14 protein-coding genes are annotated in these 16,315 nt (G+C 60.2%); 7 read left to right on the top strand and 7 right to left on the bottom strand.

Translation table 11 applies throughout. The features are described 5' to 3' along the window. Nucleotide 1: 1 nt before the first annotated feature. From BLU26_RS05365 to gloB, 6 genes are all read right to left on the bottom strand, one after another. Nucleotides 2-1,024, bottom strand: a complete 1,023-nt coding sequence (locus BLU26_RS05365; protein WP_092288373.1) for an ABC transporter permease — start codon at nucleotides 1,022-1,024, stop codon at nucleotides 2-4. Between the two features lie 11 nt (nucleotides 1,025-1,035). Next, entirely contained in the window at nucleotides 1,036-2,109 is a 1,074-nt protein-coding gene (locus BLU26_RS05360; RefSeq protein ID WP_092284561.1) for a microcin C ABC transporter permease YejB, read from the bottom strand. Nucleotides 2,110-2,111: 2 nt separating this feature from the next. Next, nucleotides 2,112-3,971 carry an extracellular solute-binding protein gene (locus BLU26_RS05355; RefSeq protein WP_092284559.1) on the bottom strand — a complete coding sequence of 620 codons (1,860 nt, stop codon included), beginning with the start codon at nucleotides 3,969-3,971 and terminating at the stop codon, nucleotides 2,112-2,114. Between the two features lie 17 nt (nucleotides 3,972-3,988). Next, a complete protein-coding gene (locus tag BLU26_RS05350; protein ID WP_092288372.1) occupies nucleotides 3,989-5,830 on the bottom strand; it encodes an extracellular solute-binding protein in 1,842 nt (613 codons plus the stop codon). Between the two features lie 114 nt (nucleotides 5,831-5,944). Continuing rightward, nucleotides 5,945-7,480: a lytic transglycosylase gene (locus tag BLU26_RS05345; RefSeq protein ID WP_231702007.1), complete on the bottom strand. Its 1,536-nt coding sequence runs from the start codon at nucleotides 7,478-7,480 to the stop codon at nucleotides 5,945-5,947. Between the two features lie 65 nt (nucleotides 7,481-7,545). Further along, a complete protein-coding gene (gene gloB, locus BLU26_RS05340; protein WP_092284557.1) occupies nucleotides 7,546-8,325 on the bottom strand; it encodes a hydroxyacylglutathione hydrolase in 780 nt (259 codons plus the stop codon). Nucleotides 8,326-8,400: 75 nt separating this feature from the next. On the opposite strand from gloB, the gene BLU26_RS05335 reads away from it, so the two are divergent. Genes BLU26_RS05335 through dnaQ form a run of 3 tightly spaced genes read left to right on the top strand, consistent with a single transcriptional unit; the run spans nucleotide 8,401 to nucleotide 10,358 of the window. After that, nucleotides 8,401-9,174, top strand: coding sequence for a class I SAM-dependent methyltransferase (locus BLU26_RS05335; protein WP_092284555.1), 774 nt, complete (start codon nucleotides 8,401-8,403; stop codon nucleotides 9,172-9,174). Next, nucleotides 9,171-9,626 (top strand): ribonuclease HI, encoded by a 456-nt coding sequence (gene rnhA, locus BLU26_RS05330; RefSeq protein ID WP_092284553.1) that lies wholly within the window; start codon nucleotides 9,171-9,173, stop codon nucleotides 9,624-9,626. Before BLU26_RS05335 ends, rnhA begins: the two co-directional genes overlap by 4 nt. 3 nt (nucleotides 9,627-9,629) lie before the next feature. Next, nucleotides 9,630-10,358, top strand: a complete 729-nt coding sequence (gene dnaQ / locus BLU26_RS05325; RefSeq protein ID WP_092284551.1) for a DNA polymerase III subunit epsilon — start codon at nucleotides 9,630-9,632, stop codon at nucleotides 10,356-10,358. 65 nt (nucleotides 10,359-10,423) lie between these two features. Here dnaQ and nhaB read toward each other — a convergent pair whose 3' ends face one another. After that, nucleotides 10,424-11,920 (bottom strand): sodium/proton antiporter NhaB, encoded by a 1,497-nt coding sequence (nhaB, locus tag BLU26_RS05320; RefSeq protein ID WP_092284549.1) that lies wholly within the window; start codon nucleotides 11,918-11,920, stop codon nucleotides 10,424-10,426. 305 nt (nucleotides 11,921-12,225) lie between these two features. Between nhaB and BLU26_RS05315 the strand changes: the two genes are divergently transcribed. The 4 genes from BLU26_RS05315 to BLU26_RS05300 all read left to right on the top strand — a co-directional run bounded on the left by BLU26_RS05315 (nucleotide 12,226) and on the right by BLU26_RS05300 (nucleotide 16,274). Continuing rightward, nucleotides 12,226-13,038, top strand: coding sequence for a crotonase/enoyl-CoA hydratase family protein (locus tag BLU26_RS05315; protein WP_092284547.1), 813 nt, complete (start codon nucleotides 12,226-12,228; stop codon nucleotides 13,036-13,038). Nucleotides 13,039-13,134: 96 nt separating this feature from the next. Next, the gene (locus BLU26_RS05310) at nucleotides 13,135-14,754 is read left to right on the top strand and encodes a hypothetical protein (RefSeq protein WP_092284545.1); all 1,620 of its coding nucleotides are present in this window, start codon (nucleotides 13,135-13,137) and stop codon (nucleotides 14,752-14,754) included. Further along, the gene (gene nudC / locus BLU26_RS05305; RefSeq protein ID WP_092284543.1) at nucleotides 14,754-15,593 is read left to right on the top strand and encodes an NAD(+) diphosphatase; all 840 of its coding nucleotides are present in this window, start codon (nucleotides 14,754-14,756) and stop codon (nucleotides 15,591-15,593) included. Before BLU26_RS05310 ends, nudC begins: the two co-directional genes overlap by 1 nt. An 18-nt stretch (nucleotides 15,594-15,611) precedes the next feature. Continuing rightward, the gene (locus tag BLU26_RS05300; RefSeq protein ID WP_092284541.1) at nucleotides 15,612-16,274 is read left to right on the top strand and encodes a hypothetical protein; all 663 of its coding nucleotides are present in this window, start codon (nucleotides 15,612-15,614) and stop codon (nucleotides 16,272-16,274) included. Nucleotides 16,275-16,315: the final 41 nt, after the last annotated feature.

Below are 16,315 nucleotides of genomic sequence, written 5' to 3'. Positions count from 1 at the left end.
CTCATTTCCTTGGATCGAAGGCGTCACGCAGGGCCTCGCCGATGAACACCAGCAGACTCAGCATGAGAGACAGCACAACGAAGGCGGTGAGCCCCAGCCAAGGGGCCTGCAGGTTGGCCTTGCCCTGAGCGATCAGCTCGCCCAGCGAGGGCGAGCCCGGTGGCAGACCAAAGCCGAGAAAATCCAGCGATGTCAGGGTGATCACGCCGCCGGTCAGAATGAACGGGAAAAAGGTCAGCGTGGCCACCATGGCGTTGGGCAGAATGTGGCGAAACATGATCACGCCGTTACTGGCGCCCAGGGCGCGGGCGGCGCGCACGTACTCCAGGTTGCGGCCACGCAGGAACTCGGCGCGCACCACATCCACCAGCGACATCCAGGAGAACAGCAGCATGATGCCCAGCAGCCACCAGAAATTGGGCTGCACGAAGCTGGCCAGGATGATCAGCAGATAGAGTACCGGCAGGCCGGACCAGACCTCGATGAAACGTTGCCCGATCAAGTCGATGCGGCCGCCGTAAAAGCCCTGAATGGCGCCGGCGATGACGCCGATAATCGAGCTGAAGATAGTCAGCGTGAGGGCAAAGAGTACGGAAATACGGAAGCCATAGATCACCCGTGACATCACATCGCGTGCCTGATCGTCGGTGCCCAGCCAGTTGTCGGCGGAAGGAGGCGCCGGCGCGGGCACATCCAGATCGTAGTTGATGGTGCCGTAGTGGTAGGGAATGGGTGGCCAGAGCATCCAGCCGTCGCCTTCCTCTTCGATCAGTTGCTGGATGTAAGGGCTGCGATAGTCTGCCTCGATGGGAAAGTCGCCACCGAAAGCCGTCTCCGGGTAGCGCTCGAACACCGGAAAGAACAGCTCACCCTGATAGCCCACCGCAAGCGGTTTGTCGTTGGCGATCAGCTCAGCGCACAGGCTGAGTACAAACAGCAGCATAAAGATGTGCAGCGACCACCAGCCACGCTTGTTGGCGCGAAAGCGCGCGAAGCGGCGCTGGTTGAGCGGGGAAAGATTGATCAGACTCATACTCAACCCTCCCTGCTGTCAAAGTCGATGCGCGGGTCCACCAAGGTGTAGGTGATGTCGCCAATCAGCTTCACCACCAGGCCCAGCAGGGTAAAGATGAACAGGGTGCCGAACATCACTGGATAGTCGCGATTGATGGCGGCTTCAAAACCCAGCAAGCCGAGGCCATCGAGCGAGAAGATCACCTCGATCAGCAATGAGCCGGTGAAGAAGATACTGATCAGCGCGGAAGGGAAGCCGGCGATGATCAGCAGCATGGCGTTGCGAAAGACGTGCCCGTACAGCACGCGACTTTCCGACAGCCCCTTGGCGCGCGCGGTGGTCACGTACTGCTTGCCGATTTCATCCAGAAAGCAGTTCTTGGTCAGCATGGTGAGGGTGGCGAAACTGCCCACTACCATGGCGAAAATCGGCAGTACAAGATGCCAGAAGTAATCGCCGATCTGCTCCCAGGTACTCATCTGATCGAAGTTGTTGGAGGTCAGGCCGCGCAGCGGGAACCAGTCGAGATAGCTGCCGCCGGCAAACACCACAATCAGCAGAATCGCCAGCAGGAAGCCGGGAATCGCGTAGCCTACGATGATCAGCGAGCTGGTCCAGATATCGAATGCCGAGCCATGTTTGATCGCCTTGCGAATGCCCAGCGGGATGGATATCAGGTAGGTAATCAGCGTTGTCCATAACCCCAGCGAGATAGAAACCGGCATTTTCTCCAGAATCAGGTCGGTGACCTTGGCGTCGCGGAAGAAACTGTCGCCGAAGTCAAACTGCAGATAGCCCTTGATCATCAACCAGAAACGCTCATGCGCCGGCTTGTCAAAGCCGTACATTTTTTCGATTTCCTTGATGATGTCTGGGTCCAGACCCTGCGCGCCGCGATAGTTGCCGCCGCTCGCTACCTCGCCACCGCCGCCGGAAACACGGCTGGTAGCGCTGCCTTCGAAGCCTTCGAGGTTGGCGATCATCTGCTCGACCGGGCCGCCGGGTGCCGCCTGAATGATCAGAAAGTTGATCAACAGGATGCCGAACAGGGTGGGGATGATCAGCAGCAGGCGGCGAACAATATAGGCCAGCATGCTTATTCGTCCTCACTGACGGGGGTGGTAACAGCCGGAATTGCGTCGCTGGGTGCCGGGTCGTTGGCCTTGGCTGGATCGACCCACCAGGTGAACAGGCCAATGTCGTACTTGGGCGATACGGCGGGGTGGGCAAACTTGTCCCAGTAGGCCACCCGGTAGACGCTGGTGTACCAGTTGGGTACCACCAGGTGTTTGGCGCGCAGTGCCCGGTCCAGCGCGCGGGTGTGGGTAATCAGCGAGTCACGGGTGTCGGCTTCGATCAGCCCCTCGACCAGGGTGTCGATAGCCGGGTCCTTCAGACCCATCAGGTTACGGCTGCCGGGATTGTCGGCGCTGGAGGAGTGCCAGTACTCGCGTTGCTCGTTACCCGGTGAGTTGGATTGCCCAAAGCCGCTGACGATCATGTCGAAATCGCGCGAACGCAGGCGGTTGATGTACTGGGACACATCCACCCGACGCAGGGTCATGTTGATGCCCAGCGAGGCCAGATTGCGCTTGAAGGGCAGCAGCACGCGTTCAAATTCGGCCTGCACCAGCAGAAACTCAAAGGTCAGGGCCTCACCCTCGGCGTTGACCAGCTGGTCATCGACGATCTTCCAGCCGGCTTCCTGCAGCAGAGCGTAGGCCTCGCGCATCTGCTCGCGCACGCTACCGCTGCCGTCTGTCTTGGGCGGGACATAGGCAGGGCCGAAGGTGGCTTTGGGCAGTTGTTCGCGTAGCGGGATCAGCAGCTCCAGTTCGGCGGCGTCGGGCTCGCCGGTGGCGGCCAACTCGGAGTTGTCAAAGTAACTGGCAGTGCGCGTGTAGGCATTGTGAAACAGCTTGGTGTTGGCCCACTCGAAATCGAACAGCAGGCTGATGGCCTGACGGACACGCTCATCCGCGAAGTAGGGCTTGCGCAGGTTGAACACAAAGCCCTGCATGCCTTGGGTGTTGTTGTTGGGGATTTCTTCCTTGATGATTCGGCCGGCGCTCAGTGCGGGGCTTTCGTAACCAATGGCCCAATTCTTGGCGGCCATTTCCTGGTTGAAATCGAACTGTCCGGCCTTGAAGGCCTCCAGGGTGACGCTGCCGTCGCGGTAGTAATCGGTCACTACGCGGTCGAAATTGTTGAACCCGCGCTGTACCGGCAAATCGGCGGCCCAGTAGTCGGGGTCGCGCTTGAAGGTGATGCTGCGGCCGGGTCGCACCTGATCTATCCGGTAGGGGCCGCTGCCCAGCGGAATCTCCAGTGAGCCCTTGGTGAAGTCGCGGCCTTCCCAGTAGTGTTGCGGCAGTACCGGTAGCTGTCCTAGCACCAGCGGCAACTCCCGATTGTTGCCATGATGAAAGCGAAATATGACTGTCTGCGGATCTTCCGCCACTACTTCTTTGACGTCGCCGTAATAGGCGCGGTAGAAGGGCGCACCATCGCTGACCAGAGTATTGAAAGTGAACACCACGTCATCCGCGGTGATCTGCTCGCCATCATGGAAGCGCGCTTCCGGGCGTAGATGAAAGCGTACCCAGGTGCCGTCTTCGGCTTTCTGCATGCTTTGCGCGATCAGCCCGTATTCGGTAAAGGGCTCATCCAGCGCGTGAAAGGTCAGGGTGTCGTAGATCAGCCCGAGATTTTCTGCCGCGGTGCCACGGCTGATGTAGGGGTTGAGCGAGTCAAAGCCGCCGAAGCCGGCCAGGCGCAGGGTGCCGCCCTTGGGGGCATCGGGATTGACGTAGTCGAAGTGCTGAAAGTCGGCTGCGTATTTAGGCGCTTCGTCGTACAGGGTCAGGGCGTGGTGCGATTCTGTCGGGTCGGCCATGGCCGCAGCGGTGTAGCAGGTGAGCAGCGCCAGACAGGCGGATTTCAGCGAGAGATGCATTCAGCGACCTTGTTGTTCTAGTGTGTTGCAGGTCCCTTCCACCAGCTGCGGATCAGCAGCGAATACGGCGGGATATCGGGCGTCTGCAGCCAATTGCGGTAGGCGATGCGGTGGTAGTTTATATACCAGTTCGGAATTGTATAGTGATTCCACAGCAGTACCCTGTCCAGGGCGCGCGTCGCTGCCACCTGCTGGCTGCGATTGGTCGCGCCGCTCAATTTGTTGATCAGGTCGTCCACGACCGGATTGTCTATTCCTGCGTAGTTGCGGCTACCCTTGACGTTGCGCTGACTGGAATGGAAATACCCAAACTGCTCCAGACCCGGCGACAGGCCTTGCGGCAGCGTGGCCAGAATCATGTCGTAGTCGAACTGGTCCAGTCGCGCCTTGTACTGGGCGCGGTCAACGGTGCGAATCTGCATGTCGATGCCCAGCCGCGCCAGGTTGGCTCGATAGGGTTGCAGGATACGTTCCAGGCTGGAGTTCACCAGTAATACTTCAAAGCTCAGCGGCTTGCCGTCGGCGTTCTCCAGGCGGCCGCCACGCAGCTGCCAACCAGCCTGCTCAAACAGCTCTACCGCTTCGCGCAGGGTTTCACGCGGAATGCCCCGGCCATCGGTGACAGGTAGACTGAAGGGCTGCAGAAAGAGTTCCGGCGGTAGCTCCGCGCGGTGCGGCGAAAGGTAGAGGAATTCCTGGCCACCGGGCACGCCAGTGGCACTGAAGGGGCTGTTGGGATAGAAGCTCAGAGAACGCTCGTATGCTCCATAAAAGAGCACTCGGTTGGACCACTCGAAATCGAACAGCATGCCCAACGCCTTGCGCAGTTGCAGGTTATCGAACGGGCGGCGGCGGGTGTTGAAGAACAACGCCTGGGTAGAGCTGGGGATTTCATGCGAGATCGCGCGCTTGAGCACCTCGCCGCTGTTCACCGCCGGAAAGTCGTAGGCATTGGCCCAGTTACTGGCTTTGTGGTCGATGTAGATATCGAATTCGCCAGCCTTGAAGGCTTCAAAGGCGACGCTGTTGTCCCGGTAGAACTCAACCTCCATGCGATCGAGGTTGTACTTGCCCTTGTTGATCGGCAGGTCGGCACCCCAGTAGTCCTTCACCCGTTCGTACACCAGGCTGCGTCCGGGATCGACCTTGGTGATGCGATACGGGCCGCTGTTGAGGCCAGGCTGGAAAGTGGTTTCAGTGAATTCGCGGTTGGCCCAGTAGTGCTCCGGCAGTACCGGCATCTCGCCCAATCGCAGAATCAGCAGGCTGTTGTTGGGTCTGGAAAAGATGAAGCGGATGCGGCGTTCACCCAGAATGTCGATGCGCTCGATGTCTTGCAGCATCGAGCGGTAGTTGGGGTGTCCCTTTTCCTTGAGCAGGCGATAGCTGAAGGCGACGTCCTCCGCGGTAATCGGGGTGCCGTCGTGGAAACGCGCCTCCGGGCGCAGATTGAAGACGACCCAGCTACGATTGTCGGCGAACTCCAGGGTTTCCGCGATCAGCCCGTAGGCCGAGTAGGGTTCGTCTCCTGAGGGGTCGTAGATGCCGCTGCCGGCCATCAATGGCTCGTTCAGCTCGCTGATGCCGAACTGTGCAAAGTCGCCGGTATTGATCGGGCTGGTGCCCTTGAGGGTATAGGGGTTGAGGGTATCGAAGGTGCCGGAGCCCATGACCCGCAGGGTGCCGCCCTTGGGCGCGTCCGGATTGACGTAATCCAGGTGCTTGAAGTTCTCAGGGTACTTGGGCAGACCATAGAGCGCGTAGCCGTGCTGGGTGTGAACAGCGGCCGCGGCGGGCAGCGAGAGTAGCCAGCAGAGCAGCAATGCAACTAGGGTGGTGGGGCGAAACTGCAGCGTCATGAACACCTGCGCGGAATAGGCCAGCGGGCGAACGTACGGTGAAGTCACCGTACGTCGTCAATTGCTGCCAACGCTATCATTCCCGCCGAATGGACGGAAGGGCCTGAGTCGCAATCAGGGTACGAACAGGGTCAGCTGCTGTCCTGGCTGCAGATAACGCTCCAGTTTGTTCCAGCTGCGTATCTTGGATACCTGCACATTGAAGCGCGCAGCAATGGTCGACAACGAGTCGCCGGAGCGTACGGTGTAGGTCATGCGGTTATCTGGCGCGCTGTTGCCGGGCAGCATCAGGGTCGAGCCCACGTTCAGGGCGTTGCCGCTCAGTTCGTTGTAGCGCTTGATGTGATTGACCGTGGTGCCGTGTGCGCGAGCGATGCTCCACAGGCTGTCACCCGGCTTGATGCGATAGCTCAGGGCTGTATTGGTGGCCAAAGTCTGTGCCGGCGTTGGCAGGGTGATTGGTTGATCACCAAACTGCGGCAGCATCAGTGTCTGGCCAACGCGCAGCAGGTTGCCGTTGATATCGTTAGTGTCACGGATAACACCGACCGAGAGCTGATAGCGGCGCGCAATCTGTGACAGGGTGTCACCGCGGCGGACCTGGTAGCGCTGGTAGTTGACGCGCTGGTCATCCGGTAGCTCAGCCAGCGCCTGGGCGAACTGGTCTGCCTGCTCGATCGGAATCAGCAATTGGTACTCGCCCTGGGGGGCGGTGACGCGCTGGTTGAATGCCGGGTTGAGGCTGAGCAGTTCTTCGGTAGGTATGTCTGCCAGTTCAGCGACCTTGTACAAATCGATCTGCTGATCCACGGTGACTTCGGCAAAGTAGGGTTCGTTGGCCAGTTCCGGCAGGTGCGTGCCGTAGCTGGTTGGGCTGTCGATAATCTGCGCCAGTGCCAACAGCTTGGGCACATAGTTCATGGTCTCGCGCGGTAGCTGCAGGTTCCAGTAGTCGGTGGGCAGGCCAAGCGACTCGTTACGCTTTACCGCGCGGCCAACACAGCCTTCGCCGCAGTTGTAAGCCGCGAGGGCCAACAGCCAGTCGCCGTCGAAGTAGTCGTGCAGCAGGTTCAGGTAGTCAAGCGCCGCCTGGGTCGAGGCGGTCACATCCCGCCGACCGTCGTACCACCAGTCCTGGCGCAGTGAAAAGTTGCGCCCCGTGGAGGGAATAAACTGCCACAGGCCGGCGGCCTTGGCGCTGGATAGCGCCTGGGGGTTGTAGGCGCTTTCGATGAACGGCAGCAGGGCAAGTTCCTGCGGCATGCCGCGCTCTTCAAGTTGCTGTACCACGTAGTAGATGTAGCGCTGCGCGCGGGGGGTGGCGAGTTCGAAGTAGCGGGTCTGGCTGGCGAAGGAAAGGCGTTGCTGGTCAATGCGGGGGTTGTCGATCAATGCAGGATCAAGCATGAATCCATCGCGGATTCTACCCCAGAGGGTGGCAGGTGTTTGGGGCTCGACGCTAAGAACGGAGTTGACTGGGCGGATCGGTTGTTGCACTGGCAACTTTTGCTGCCATTGTCGCTCCGGGGTCTGGCCCAGGGCGCGGTAATCTGACTGCTCAGTGGTCTGACAGCCGGTCAGTGCGAGTACCCCTGCCAGGGTGCCCAGCACCAGTGATCTGGGCAAGATGGCAACTACCGAATAACGCATGTACGCCCCCACAAAATGAGGGTGATTTTATGGAGTCACCCTGGTGGGGTCAAGACGCGTGTGGTTCAGAAACTGTCCTTCCATGCGCGAACCGCCGCGAAGGTCTCTACGCCGGGGCTCAGCGCCTTGCCTGTCTGGACACTGGCGGCGTGGGCGACGGCGTCGCAATCGGCTCTGAGAAAGGGGTTGGTGCGCCGTTCCAGGGCCAGGTCGCTGGGCAGTGTCATACGCCCGGCGGCGCGCAATTCCTGCACGACTTCGAGGCGCACCTTGATGTCGTTATTCTCCGGCTCGACGGCGTGGGCGAACTGCAGGTTGGCCTGGGTGTATTCGTGGGCGCAGTAAACGCGCGTCTCGGCGGGCAGTGCTGCCAGTTTGCTGAGCGAGGCATGCATCTGTTCGGGGGTACCTTCAAACAGACGACCGCAGCCGCCGGCAAACAGGGTGTCGCCACTGAGAAGCCAAGGGTCGCCCGCGTTTTCGCAGTAATAGGCAATGTGCCCCAGGGTGTGGCCGGGTACCGCGATCACCTGCAGGGTGAGGCCAAACAGCTTGACCGCATCGCCGTCATTGAGCGCTCGGTCGCGCGCCGGAATGGTCTCGGCGGCCGGCCCCCAGACGCGGCAACCGGTGCCGGCCTTGAGCGCAGCCACGCCACCCACGTGGTCAGGGTGATGGTGAGTGATGAGGATATCGCTCAACCGGTATTCGGGATGTTTGCCCAGCCAATTGATAACCGGTTTGGCATCGCCTGGGTCGACCACCGCAACGCGTTCACCGTCCTCTGCCAGCAGCAGCCAGATGTAGTTGTCGTTGAATGCCGGTAGCGCAATAAATGTGGACATGACGGGTCTATTCCTTAATCTGTAGAGTCATCTTAACCAACTCAGCGTCTGCGCCAACCCCTTTGTGGAGAATCCATGGCTCGCCAGCAACCCTCCCGCTCCATTAGTCAGGCCGACCTGCTGCGTCTGCTGCACGAGGCGCGTGGCTGGCTGGATTCTGCGGCCGGGCAGATGCTGCTGGATGCCGAGCGCAACGCCCAGCGTCTGGCGCTGCCGCAGTGCTTCGGCCAGCATCTGGTGCAGTACGGGCTGGCGCCGGAAATGCTGGACCCCGATGAAAAAGTCATGCGGCATCACTGGCATCTGGACATGGAGTGCCGTGCTGGCGCCCTGGCGGTCGAGGAGGCGCGCTGGCCCTTCGCCGCGCAATCGTTGGATGCGGTAGTGCTGCATCATGGGCTGGACTTCAGCTTGTCACCGCAAACGCTGTTACGCGAGGCCAGCCAGGCGGTGCGGGCAGGCGGGCATCTGTTGATCTTTGGTTTCAATCCGCTGAGTGCCTGGGGTATGCCGCATTACTTTGGCCAGAGCTGGTTGGGGCAGGCAGGTTTCGTGCGTCCCGGACGTTTGATCGACTGGCTGGAATTGCTCGGCTTTGCAGTGGAGAAACGGCTGGATGGGTGCTATCGTCCGCCGCTCAACTCGCCCGCCTGGTTGCAGCGCCTCACCTTTATCGAAAGCCTGGGGCAGCAGCGACTGCTGCCCGGTGGCGGATTTTATTGTCTGCTGGCACGCCGGCAGATGTTTGGCGCGCTGCCGCAACGCCAGCGTGGCATGTCCTTTCCGACGTTGACCTTGCCACCGCTGGCAGCGGGCACGCGGCGTACGCATAAACGAGATAGGCAATGACCCAACCCATAGAGATTTTTACCGACGGCGCCTGCAAGGGAAATCCGGGCCCTGGTGGCTGGGGCGCGCTGCTGCGTCTGGGCGAGAATGAAAAGAGCCTGTATGGCGGCGAACTCAACACCACCAACAACCGTATGGAGCTGCTAGCGGCCATTCGCGGGCTGGAGGCGCTAAAACGGCCAGCCAGTGTGGTGCTGACTACCGACTCGCAATATGTGATGAAGGGCATCTGTGAATGGATGCCGAACTGGAAGAAGCGCGGCTGGAAAACCGCCAGCAAGCAACCGGTCAAGAACGCCGATCTCTGGCAGCAGCTGGATGAATTGGTGTGCCAGCATCAGGTCGAGTGGCGCTGGGTGCGCGGTCATACCGGGCACCGTGAAAACGAGATCGCCGATGAGCTGGCCAATCTGGGCGTGCAGCACGTGCTCAGCGAGAAGAAGAGGGGATGATGCATGCGTGAAGTGGTGCTGGATACCGAAACCACAGGTATTGAACACAAGGAAGGCCACCGGATCATTGAAATCGGCTGTGTCGAGGTCATCGATCGCCGCCTGACCGGCCGTCATTACCACGTTTATATCAATCCGCAACGCGATATCGACGAAGGCGCCCAAGCGGTGCACGGCATATCCAGCGAGTTTCTTGCCGACAAGCCGCTGTTCGCCGACATCGCCGATGACTTCATGAACTTCATCACCGGTGCGCGCCTGGTTATTCACAACGCGGCGTTCGACGTCGGCTTTATCGACAGCGAGCTGGACCGGCTGGGCAAGGGCCATGGCGTGGTGGCCGAGCACTGCAGCGTGCTCGATACCCTGCTGATGGCCCGCGAGAAGCACCCGGGTCAGCGCAACAGCCTGGACGCCCTGTGCAAGCGCTATGGCGTCGATAACTCGCAGCGTGATCTGCACGGCGCCTTGCTCGATGCGGAGATTCTGGCTGACGTTTATCTGCTGATGACCGGTGGGCAGACGGCTTTGTCGCTGGCTGCCAACGGTAAGGGCAACGATGACGGCAGTGATTCGGCGAGCAGTATCCGTCGTCTTGATCCGGCCATGCGTGCCGGTTTGCAAGTGTTGCGCGCTAGCGAAGAAGAACTGGCCGGCCATGAGGAGCGCTTGGCCGCGATCGAAAAGGCTGCGGGGTTCGCACTGTGGAAGGGAGCGCCTGCCGCAGAGTAGGTGGCGCCTGAGCAAGAAAAAGGCCGGTGAAGCGCACTTCACCGGCCTTTTTTATGCCTGGCGCGTTATATCCAGAGGGTCACGGCCAACAGACCAACGCCGCCGAGCACCAGGGTGTAGGGCAGGGCCATAACCACCATGCGGCCATAGGAGAGCCGCACCAGAGGGGCAACGGCGGAGGTCAGCAGGAACAGGAAGGCCGCTTGACCATTGGGCGTGGCCACGCTGGGCAGGTTGGTGCCGGTGTTGATGGCGATGGCCAAGCGGTCGAACTGCTCGCGGCTGATGGCGCCGCTGTCGAGGCTTTCCTTGACCTCGGAAATGTACACGGTGGCGACGAACACGTTGTCGCTGATCATCGACAGAATACCGTTGGCGAGGAAGAACATGCTCGGCTGGCTTTCCGCTGGCAGTGCCAGCACCGCGTGGATGATCGGGCTGAACAGGTGCTGCTCGTGGATGACCGCGACAATGGCAAAAAACACCACCAGCAGCGAGGTAAAGGGCAAGGCCTCCTGGAAGGATTTGCCGATCTGATGCTCGTCGATGATGCCATTGAACGAGGTGATCAGAATGATCACCATCAGGCCGATAAAGCCTACTTCGGCCAGGTGAAAGGCCAGGCCCAGCACCAGCAGCAACGCCGCCAGGGCCTGCACCAGCAGGGCCGCTTTCTGCGGCGCCTTGCGCTTGGCCTGCTCGACGGCGGCAAATTCCTCCAACACATGGCGCACGGGGCGTGGCAGGCGTGCACCGTAGCCAAACCAGCCGGTTTTCTCGAGTACCAGGCAGGTCAGCAGGCCGGCGGCCAATACGGGCATGCTGACGGGCGCCATCAGCAGGAAGAACTCGATAAAGTCCCAGCCGGCCACGCCGGCTATCAGCAGGTTCTGTGGTTCGCCCACCAGGGTACACACCCCGCCCAGCGCCGTGCCGACGGCGCCATGCATCAGCAGGCTGCGCAGAAACGCGCGAAACTCTTCCAGGTGCTCGCGGTGCAAGGGGTCCTCAACCGGGGTGCCGTCCTGAATGTCGGTGCCGCCGCCGGTGGAGGCAACCTTGTGATAAACGCCGTAAAACCCCACGGCCACGCTGATGATCACCGCGGTCACGGTCAGAGCGTCAAGGAAGGCAGAAAGCACGGCGGCAACCAGGCTGAAGAGCAAGCCGAGCAGTGACTTGGAGCGTACGCCGAGAATCAGCTTGGTGAAGGTCAGCAGCAACAGATCCTTCATGAAATAGATGCCTGCGACCATGAACATCAACAGCAGGATGACCGGGAAGTTACCCAGCACCTCCTTATACAGCGCATCCGGCGAGGTCATGCCGATCAGCAGGGCTTCCAGTGCCAGCAGGCCGCCGGGTAGCAACGGGTAGCACTTTAGCGCCATCGCCAGCGTGAAGATGAACTCAAGCACCAGAATCCAGCCGGTGACGTATGGACCGAACAGCCAGAGCAGCAACGGATTGAGTAACAGAAAGGCGACAATGGTGCGCTTGTACCAACCGGGCGCCTGGCCAAGGAAGTTATGCCCCAGTGCGGGTAGCATGGCGTCAGACATGATGAAGTTCCTGTCTTTGATAATGAAAATATACAGGCACGCGGTCCTGCGTCTGCTGTTGTTGCCTTCCCTGGTAGCCGTCTGGCTCGTCTTTCGGGCTTGGCGATAGTACCGGAATGCCCTCAGGAATAAAGTAGTCCAAGGTACAACCTATGCGCATTTTCAGTACCTTGGATCATATTCTTCAGTGATTGGTTATGGTGTTCTGCTTTTAGCTTGATATAGTCATGCAAATGACAAGGTCGGTCGTACGGCACAGTTGCCGACAGCCTGATGATTTTGCTGACATAAGAAGAAGGTCGAGTATGCCTGAATTCAAGACGTTGCTGGTCGAGCAGATCGGCAAAGTGGCCCATATCCGTATCAATCGCCCGGAAAAGATCAACGCGATGAACCGCGACTTCTGGGCTGAAATGATAGACGTATTCGGTTGGGTCGATCAGACCGACAGTATTCGTTGCGCGATCATTTCCGGCGAGGGGAAACACTTTTCCGCCGGTATCGATCTGACCATGCTGGGCGAGGCTGCAGGTCAGCTCAATATGGACATCGCCCGCAAGGCAGAACACATTCGCCGTCACGTGCTGCACCTGCAGCACTCCTTCAACGTCATAGATCAGTGCCGCAAACCGGTAATTGCTGCGGTGCACGGCTATTGCATCGGCGGTGCGATCGACCTGATCACCGCCTGCGACATGCGTTACTGTACCGAGGATGCCCACTTTTCCATCAAGGAAATCGACATGGGTATGGCGGCCGATGTGGGTACTTTGCAACGATTGCCGCGGGTTATCGGCGATGGCATGATGCGGGAGATGGCCTATACCGGTCGCCCGGTATACGGTGCCGAGGCGGCTCGCATCGGCCTGGCCAATCGTACCTACAAAGACCATGACGCCCTGCTTGCCGGCGTCATGGAGATTGCCCAGAGCATTGCAGCCAAGTCACCGGTTGCCATTCGTGGCACCAAGGAAATGATTCGCTTCAGCCGTGACCACAGCGTTGAGGATGGACTCAACTACATCGCGACCTGGAATGCAGCGATGCTGCAATCCGAAGACATGAAGATTGCGATGGCCGCGCATATGAGCAAGCAAACCCCCGAGTTTGCCGATTAAGCAGCTTCGGACGTACGCAGGGATGGTGGGAGACTGAATGCTATGTTAACCGGTACCACGTCACTAGATCTTGTCAGGGATGAGCTCTTCACCAGCATGGGCGAAGTCGAGGATCTGCTGCAGCAGTTTCTTGATGATCGACAAAACGGCCACCTGTTGCAGCAGTCGATCGAAGGTCTGCAGCAGCTGCGTGGCACGCTGGCGCTGATCGAGCTCAAGGGCGCCGCCGAGCTGCTGGATGAAATGGTTGCACTGGCGACCGATATTCCCACGCACGATGGTGATGAGCGCAACGAGCCGCTGTCGGCGCTGTGCGACGCCCTGTTTTTGCTTGAGCGCTATCTTGATCAGGCGCGCCAAAGCGGCCGCGAACGGCCGGAGTTGTTGCTGCCGACGATCAATCAACTGCGTGCTCACCGTCCGGGTGCGCCCGCGCTGCCGCAAAGTCATTTCTACCCGTTGCCGGTCGCTGGTCTGCCTGCAAACTTCCGTGCGGGTAGTCACGAGCCGATCGACGTCAAGGTGTTTAATCGCTTGCGGCAGATGTACCAGCTGGGTCTGCTGGGCCTGATCCGGGAAGATGGTCTGGCGGCGGCGACACCGCTGATGCAGCGTGCGTTGCAGCGCTTCGAGAGCTGCCTGGATTCGCAGATCGCTACCCTGTGCTGGGTGGCTGGCGCGGCGCTGGAAGCCATTGAACAGACGCCACTGGCGCTGACTGCGCCACGCAAGCGGCTGTTTTCCATGCTTGATCGCGAAATCAAACGCGGCGCTCAGGGCGTTGGCGGCAGCGTCAATGCGCTGTTGTTGCACGAGCTGCTGTATCTGGTGGCGCTGGCCGATGGCAATTGCGCGCGCTGCGAGGACGTGCGCAACGCGTATCAGTTGCCGGACCCTGGCTTCACTGAACTGGAAATTCAAAACGCCTTCGGCCGTCTGCGCGGTCCAGGGGTTGATGTGATGCACTCCGTGGCTGAAGCGCTGCGCGAAGAGATCACCGCCATCAAGGATTTGCTCGACCTGCTGGCGCGCAACGCGGGTGACGCCGAGCAGTCGCTGGAGACGCTGTCTAGCGGCCTTGAGCGCCTGTGGAAAACACTCAGCATGCTGGACCTGAAAGCCGAGTCCAAGGCGATCCAAGCCGTTTGTGGGCAGGTTGCCGGTTGGAGCAGTGACGCGCCGCAGTCGCTGGAAACGCTCGAGCATGTGGCTGATGCGGTACTGCGCGCCGAAACCGCGGTGAACCACCTGGATGCCCACGGTGAGGAAGGTGAGGGCAGCAAGACCGGGCCCGATGGCTTCAGCGAGCCGCTGGAGTTGAAGGAAGCGCGGATCGTGCTGATCGAGGAGTCGCAGGCCGGCCTGGCGCTGGCCAAGCGTGCCATCACCGCGTACATGGAGTCCGGTAACGACGCCATGCACCTGTTGAACGTACCGCCGTCGCTGGAAACCGTGCGCGGTGGGCTGGTGTTCCTGGGCATGAGCCGCGCGGCGAACATCATTCATATGGCCGCCAGTTTCATCCGCGAGACCATGCTTGAGCGCAAGCAGGTCCCACAGGATCAGCAGCTTGAAGTGCTGGCGGATGCGCTGACCAGTATCGAGTTTTACCTGGAGTCGGCCGAGCGCGCCGCCGTTGCGACGGGGGATGTGTTGACGCTGGCCGAGGAAAGCCTGGCAGAGTTGGGATACGCGGTATCGGAGTCCAAGTCGTAATGAGGTCTTTTCGTCAGTTTGAGCCGGCAGTCAGTCTTGAGGATAGCGGCTCTGCGGAAACACTGGTCGTGGTTATCCATCAAAATCAGTTCGCCATGTATGACGGGCGCTTGCTGCATGACCGCGATCAGGCAATCTACTTTGGTGATACCGGCCACCGGCTGGCCTTGGGGCTGGTAGATGGTCGCCCCTGCGAACTGCTTTACCTGCAGGACACCCTGGGTATGCCAGGGCTGTCGTGGCATGGACTGCGCAGCCTGATCGGCCAGATCGATGATTCGCTTTTCCGCTTGCTGGGGTTTTCCCAACAACTTAACGCCTGGTATCAGACGCATCGGTTTTGTGGCAGCTGCGGGCAGGCCATGCAGCTGCGCCGCGACGAGCGTGCCATGGAGTGCCTTGCCTGCGAGCGCCGCGAATACCCCAAGATCGCCCCCTGCATCATTGTCCTGATCACCCGGGGTGACCAGGTGCTGCTGGCGCGTTCTCCGCACTTTCCTCCAGGCTTCTTCAGCACCCTGGCGGGCTTCATCGAGCCGGGCGAGTCGGTGGAGCACTGTCTGCACCGTGAGGTGATGGAAGAGGTCAATCTTGAGGTCACCAATTTGCGGTACCTGGGTAGCCAGAACTGGCCGTTCCCCAATTCTTTGATGCTTGGTTTTCATGCTGAGTACGCCGGTGGCGAAATTGTGCCGCAGCCGGGTGAAATAGAGGAAGCACATTGGTGGTCGGTAGATGAGCTGCCGAGCATTCCGCCACGCGGTACCATCTCACGCTGGCTTATTGACTGTTATCTGGCGCAACGGGAGGGTCGTGAGGCGCCTCCCGTGCCCGCCTGATCTGGCTGGGGAGCGGCGATGCAATATCTAGGGTTGGCAATACTGCTGGGCTGTGTAGGGGCGTTACTGGCCCTGCTGGCGCTGCGCTTCGGCTGGCGTCTGCAATGGTTGCTCAGCTGGCTGAAGGGGAATTTGCTGTTGGCGCTGTTGGCGCTTTCGGTCGCAGTAGGGCTCGCTGCCTGGGATCTGCAACACTTTGCCGAGATCGAGCCGAAGGCGGCCACTGTCGGTACGCTGAGCTTTAGCAAGATCGGCAATCAGCAGTTTGAAGCTGTGCTCGAGGGCGCGCAGGGCAGTAACAAGGTACGGATAGCCGGTGATCTGTGGGAGCTTGAGGCGCAAGTGCTGCGCTGGCACGGCTTGGGCAGTGCCCTGGGACTACAAGATGGGTATCGTCTGCATCGGCTGCTTGGGCGTTATCTGGCGCTGGAGCAGGAGCGCGACAGCACTGCCATCAGTAGCACCCTGTTGCCGAATCTGCACAGTACACCCGCATGGCGTGACCTGTGGGTTTGGGTTGACCAAGTGGAGGCGCATCGACTGCTGGAAGCTGATGCCTTTGAAATTCGTTTCATTCCGCTCGTGGATGGCGCGCGCTTTTCTCTTGAACTGGGCCCGACTGGGCTGACGCCAGTTCCGCTGAACCATGCGGCCAAGGCTGCGCTAAAACGCTTCAACTGATACCTGCTGCCGGCCTTGCGCCGGCAGCAGTCACTTCCTGC

Origin of the sequence: Halopseudomonas sabulinigri, from assembly GCF_900105255.1 — a bacterium.
In the GTDB taxonomy this organism is placed as follows: Bacteria; Pseudomonadota; Gammaproteobacteria; order Pseudomonadales; family Pseudomonadaceae; genus Halopseudomonas; species Halopseudomonas sabulinigri.
The sequence above is the reverse complement of the archived record's forward strand: the minus strand, read 5'-3'. Positions and strand labels throughout refer to the sequence as shown.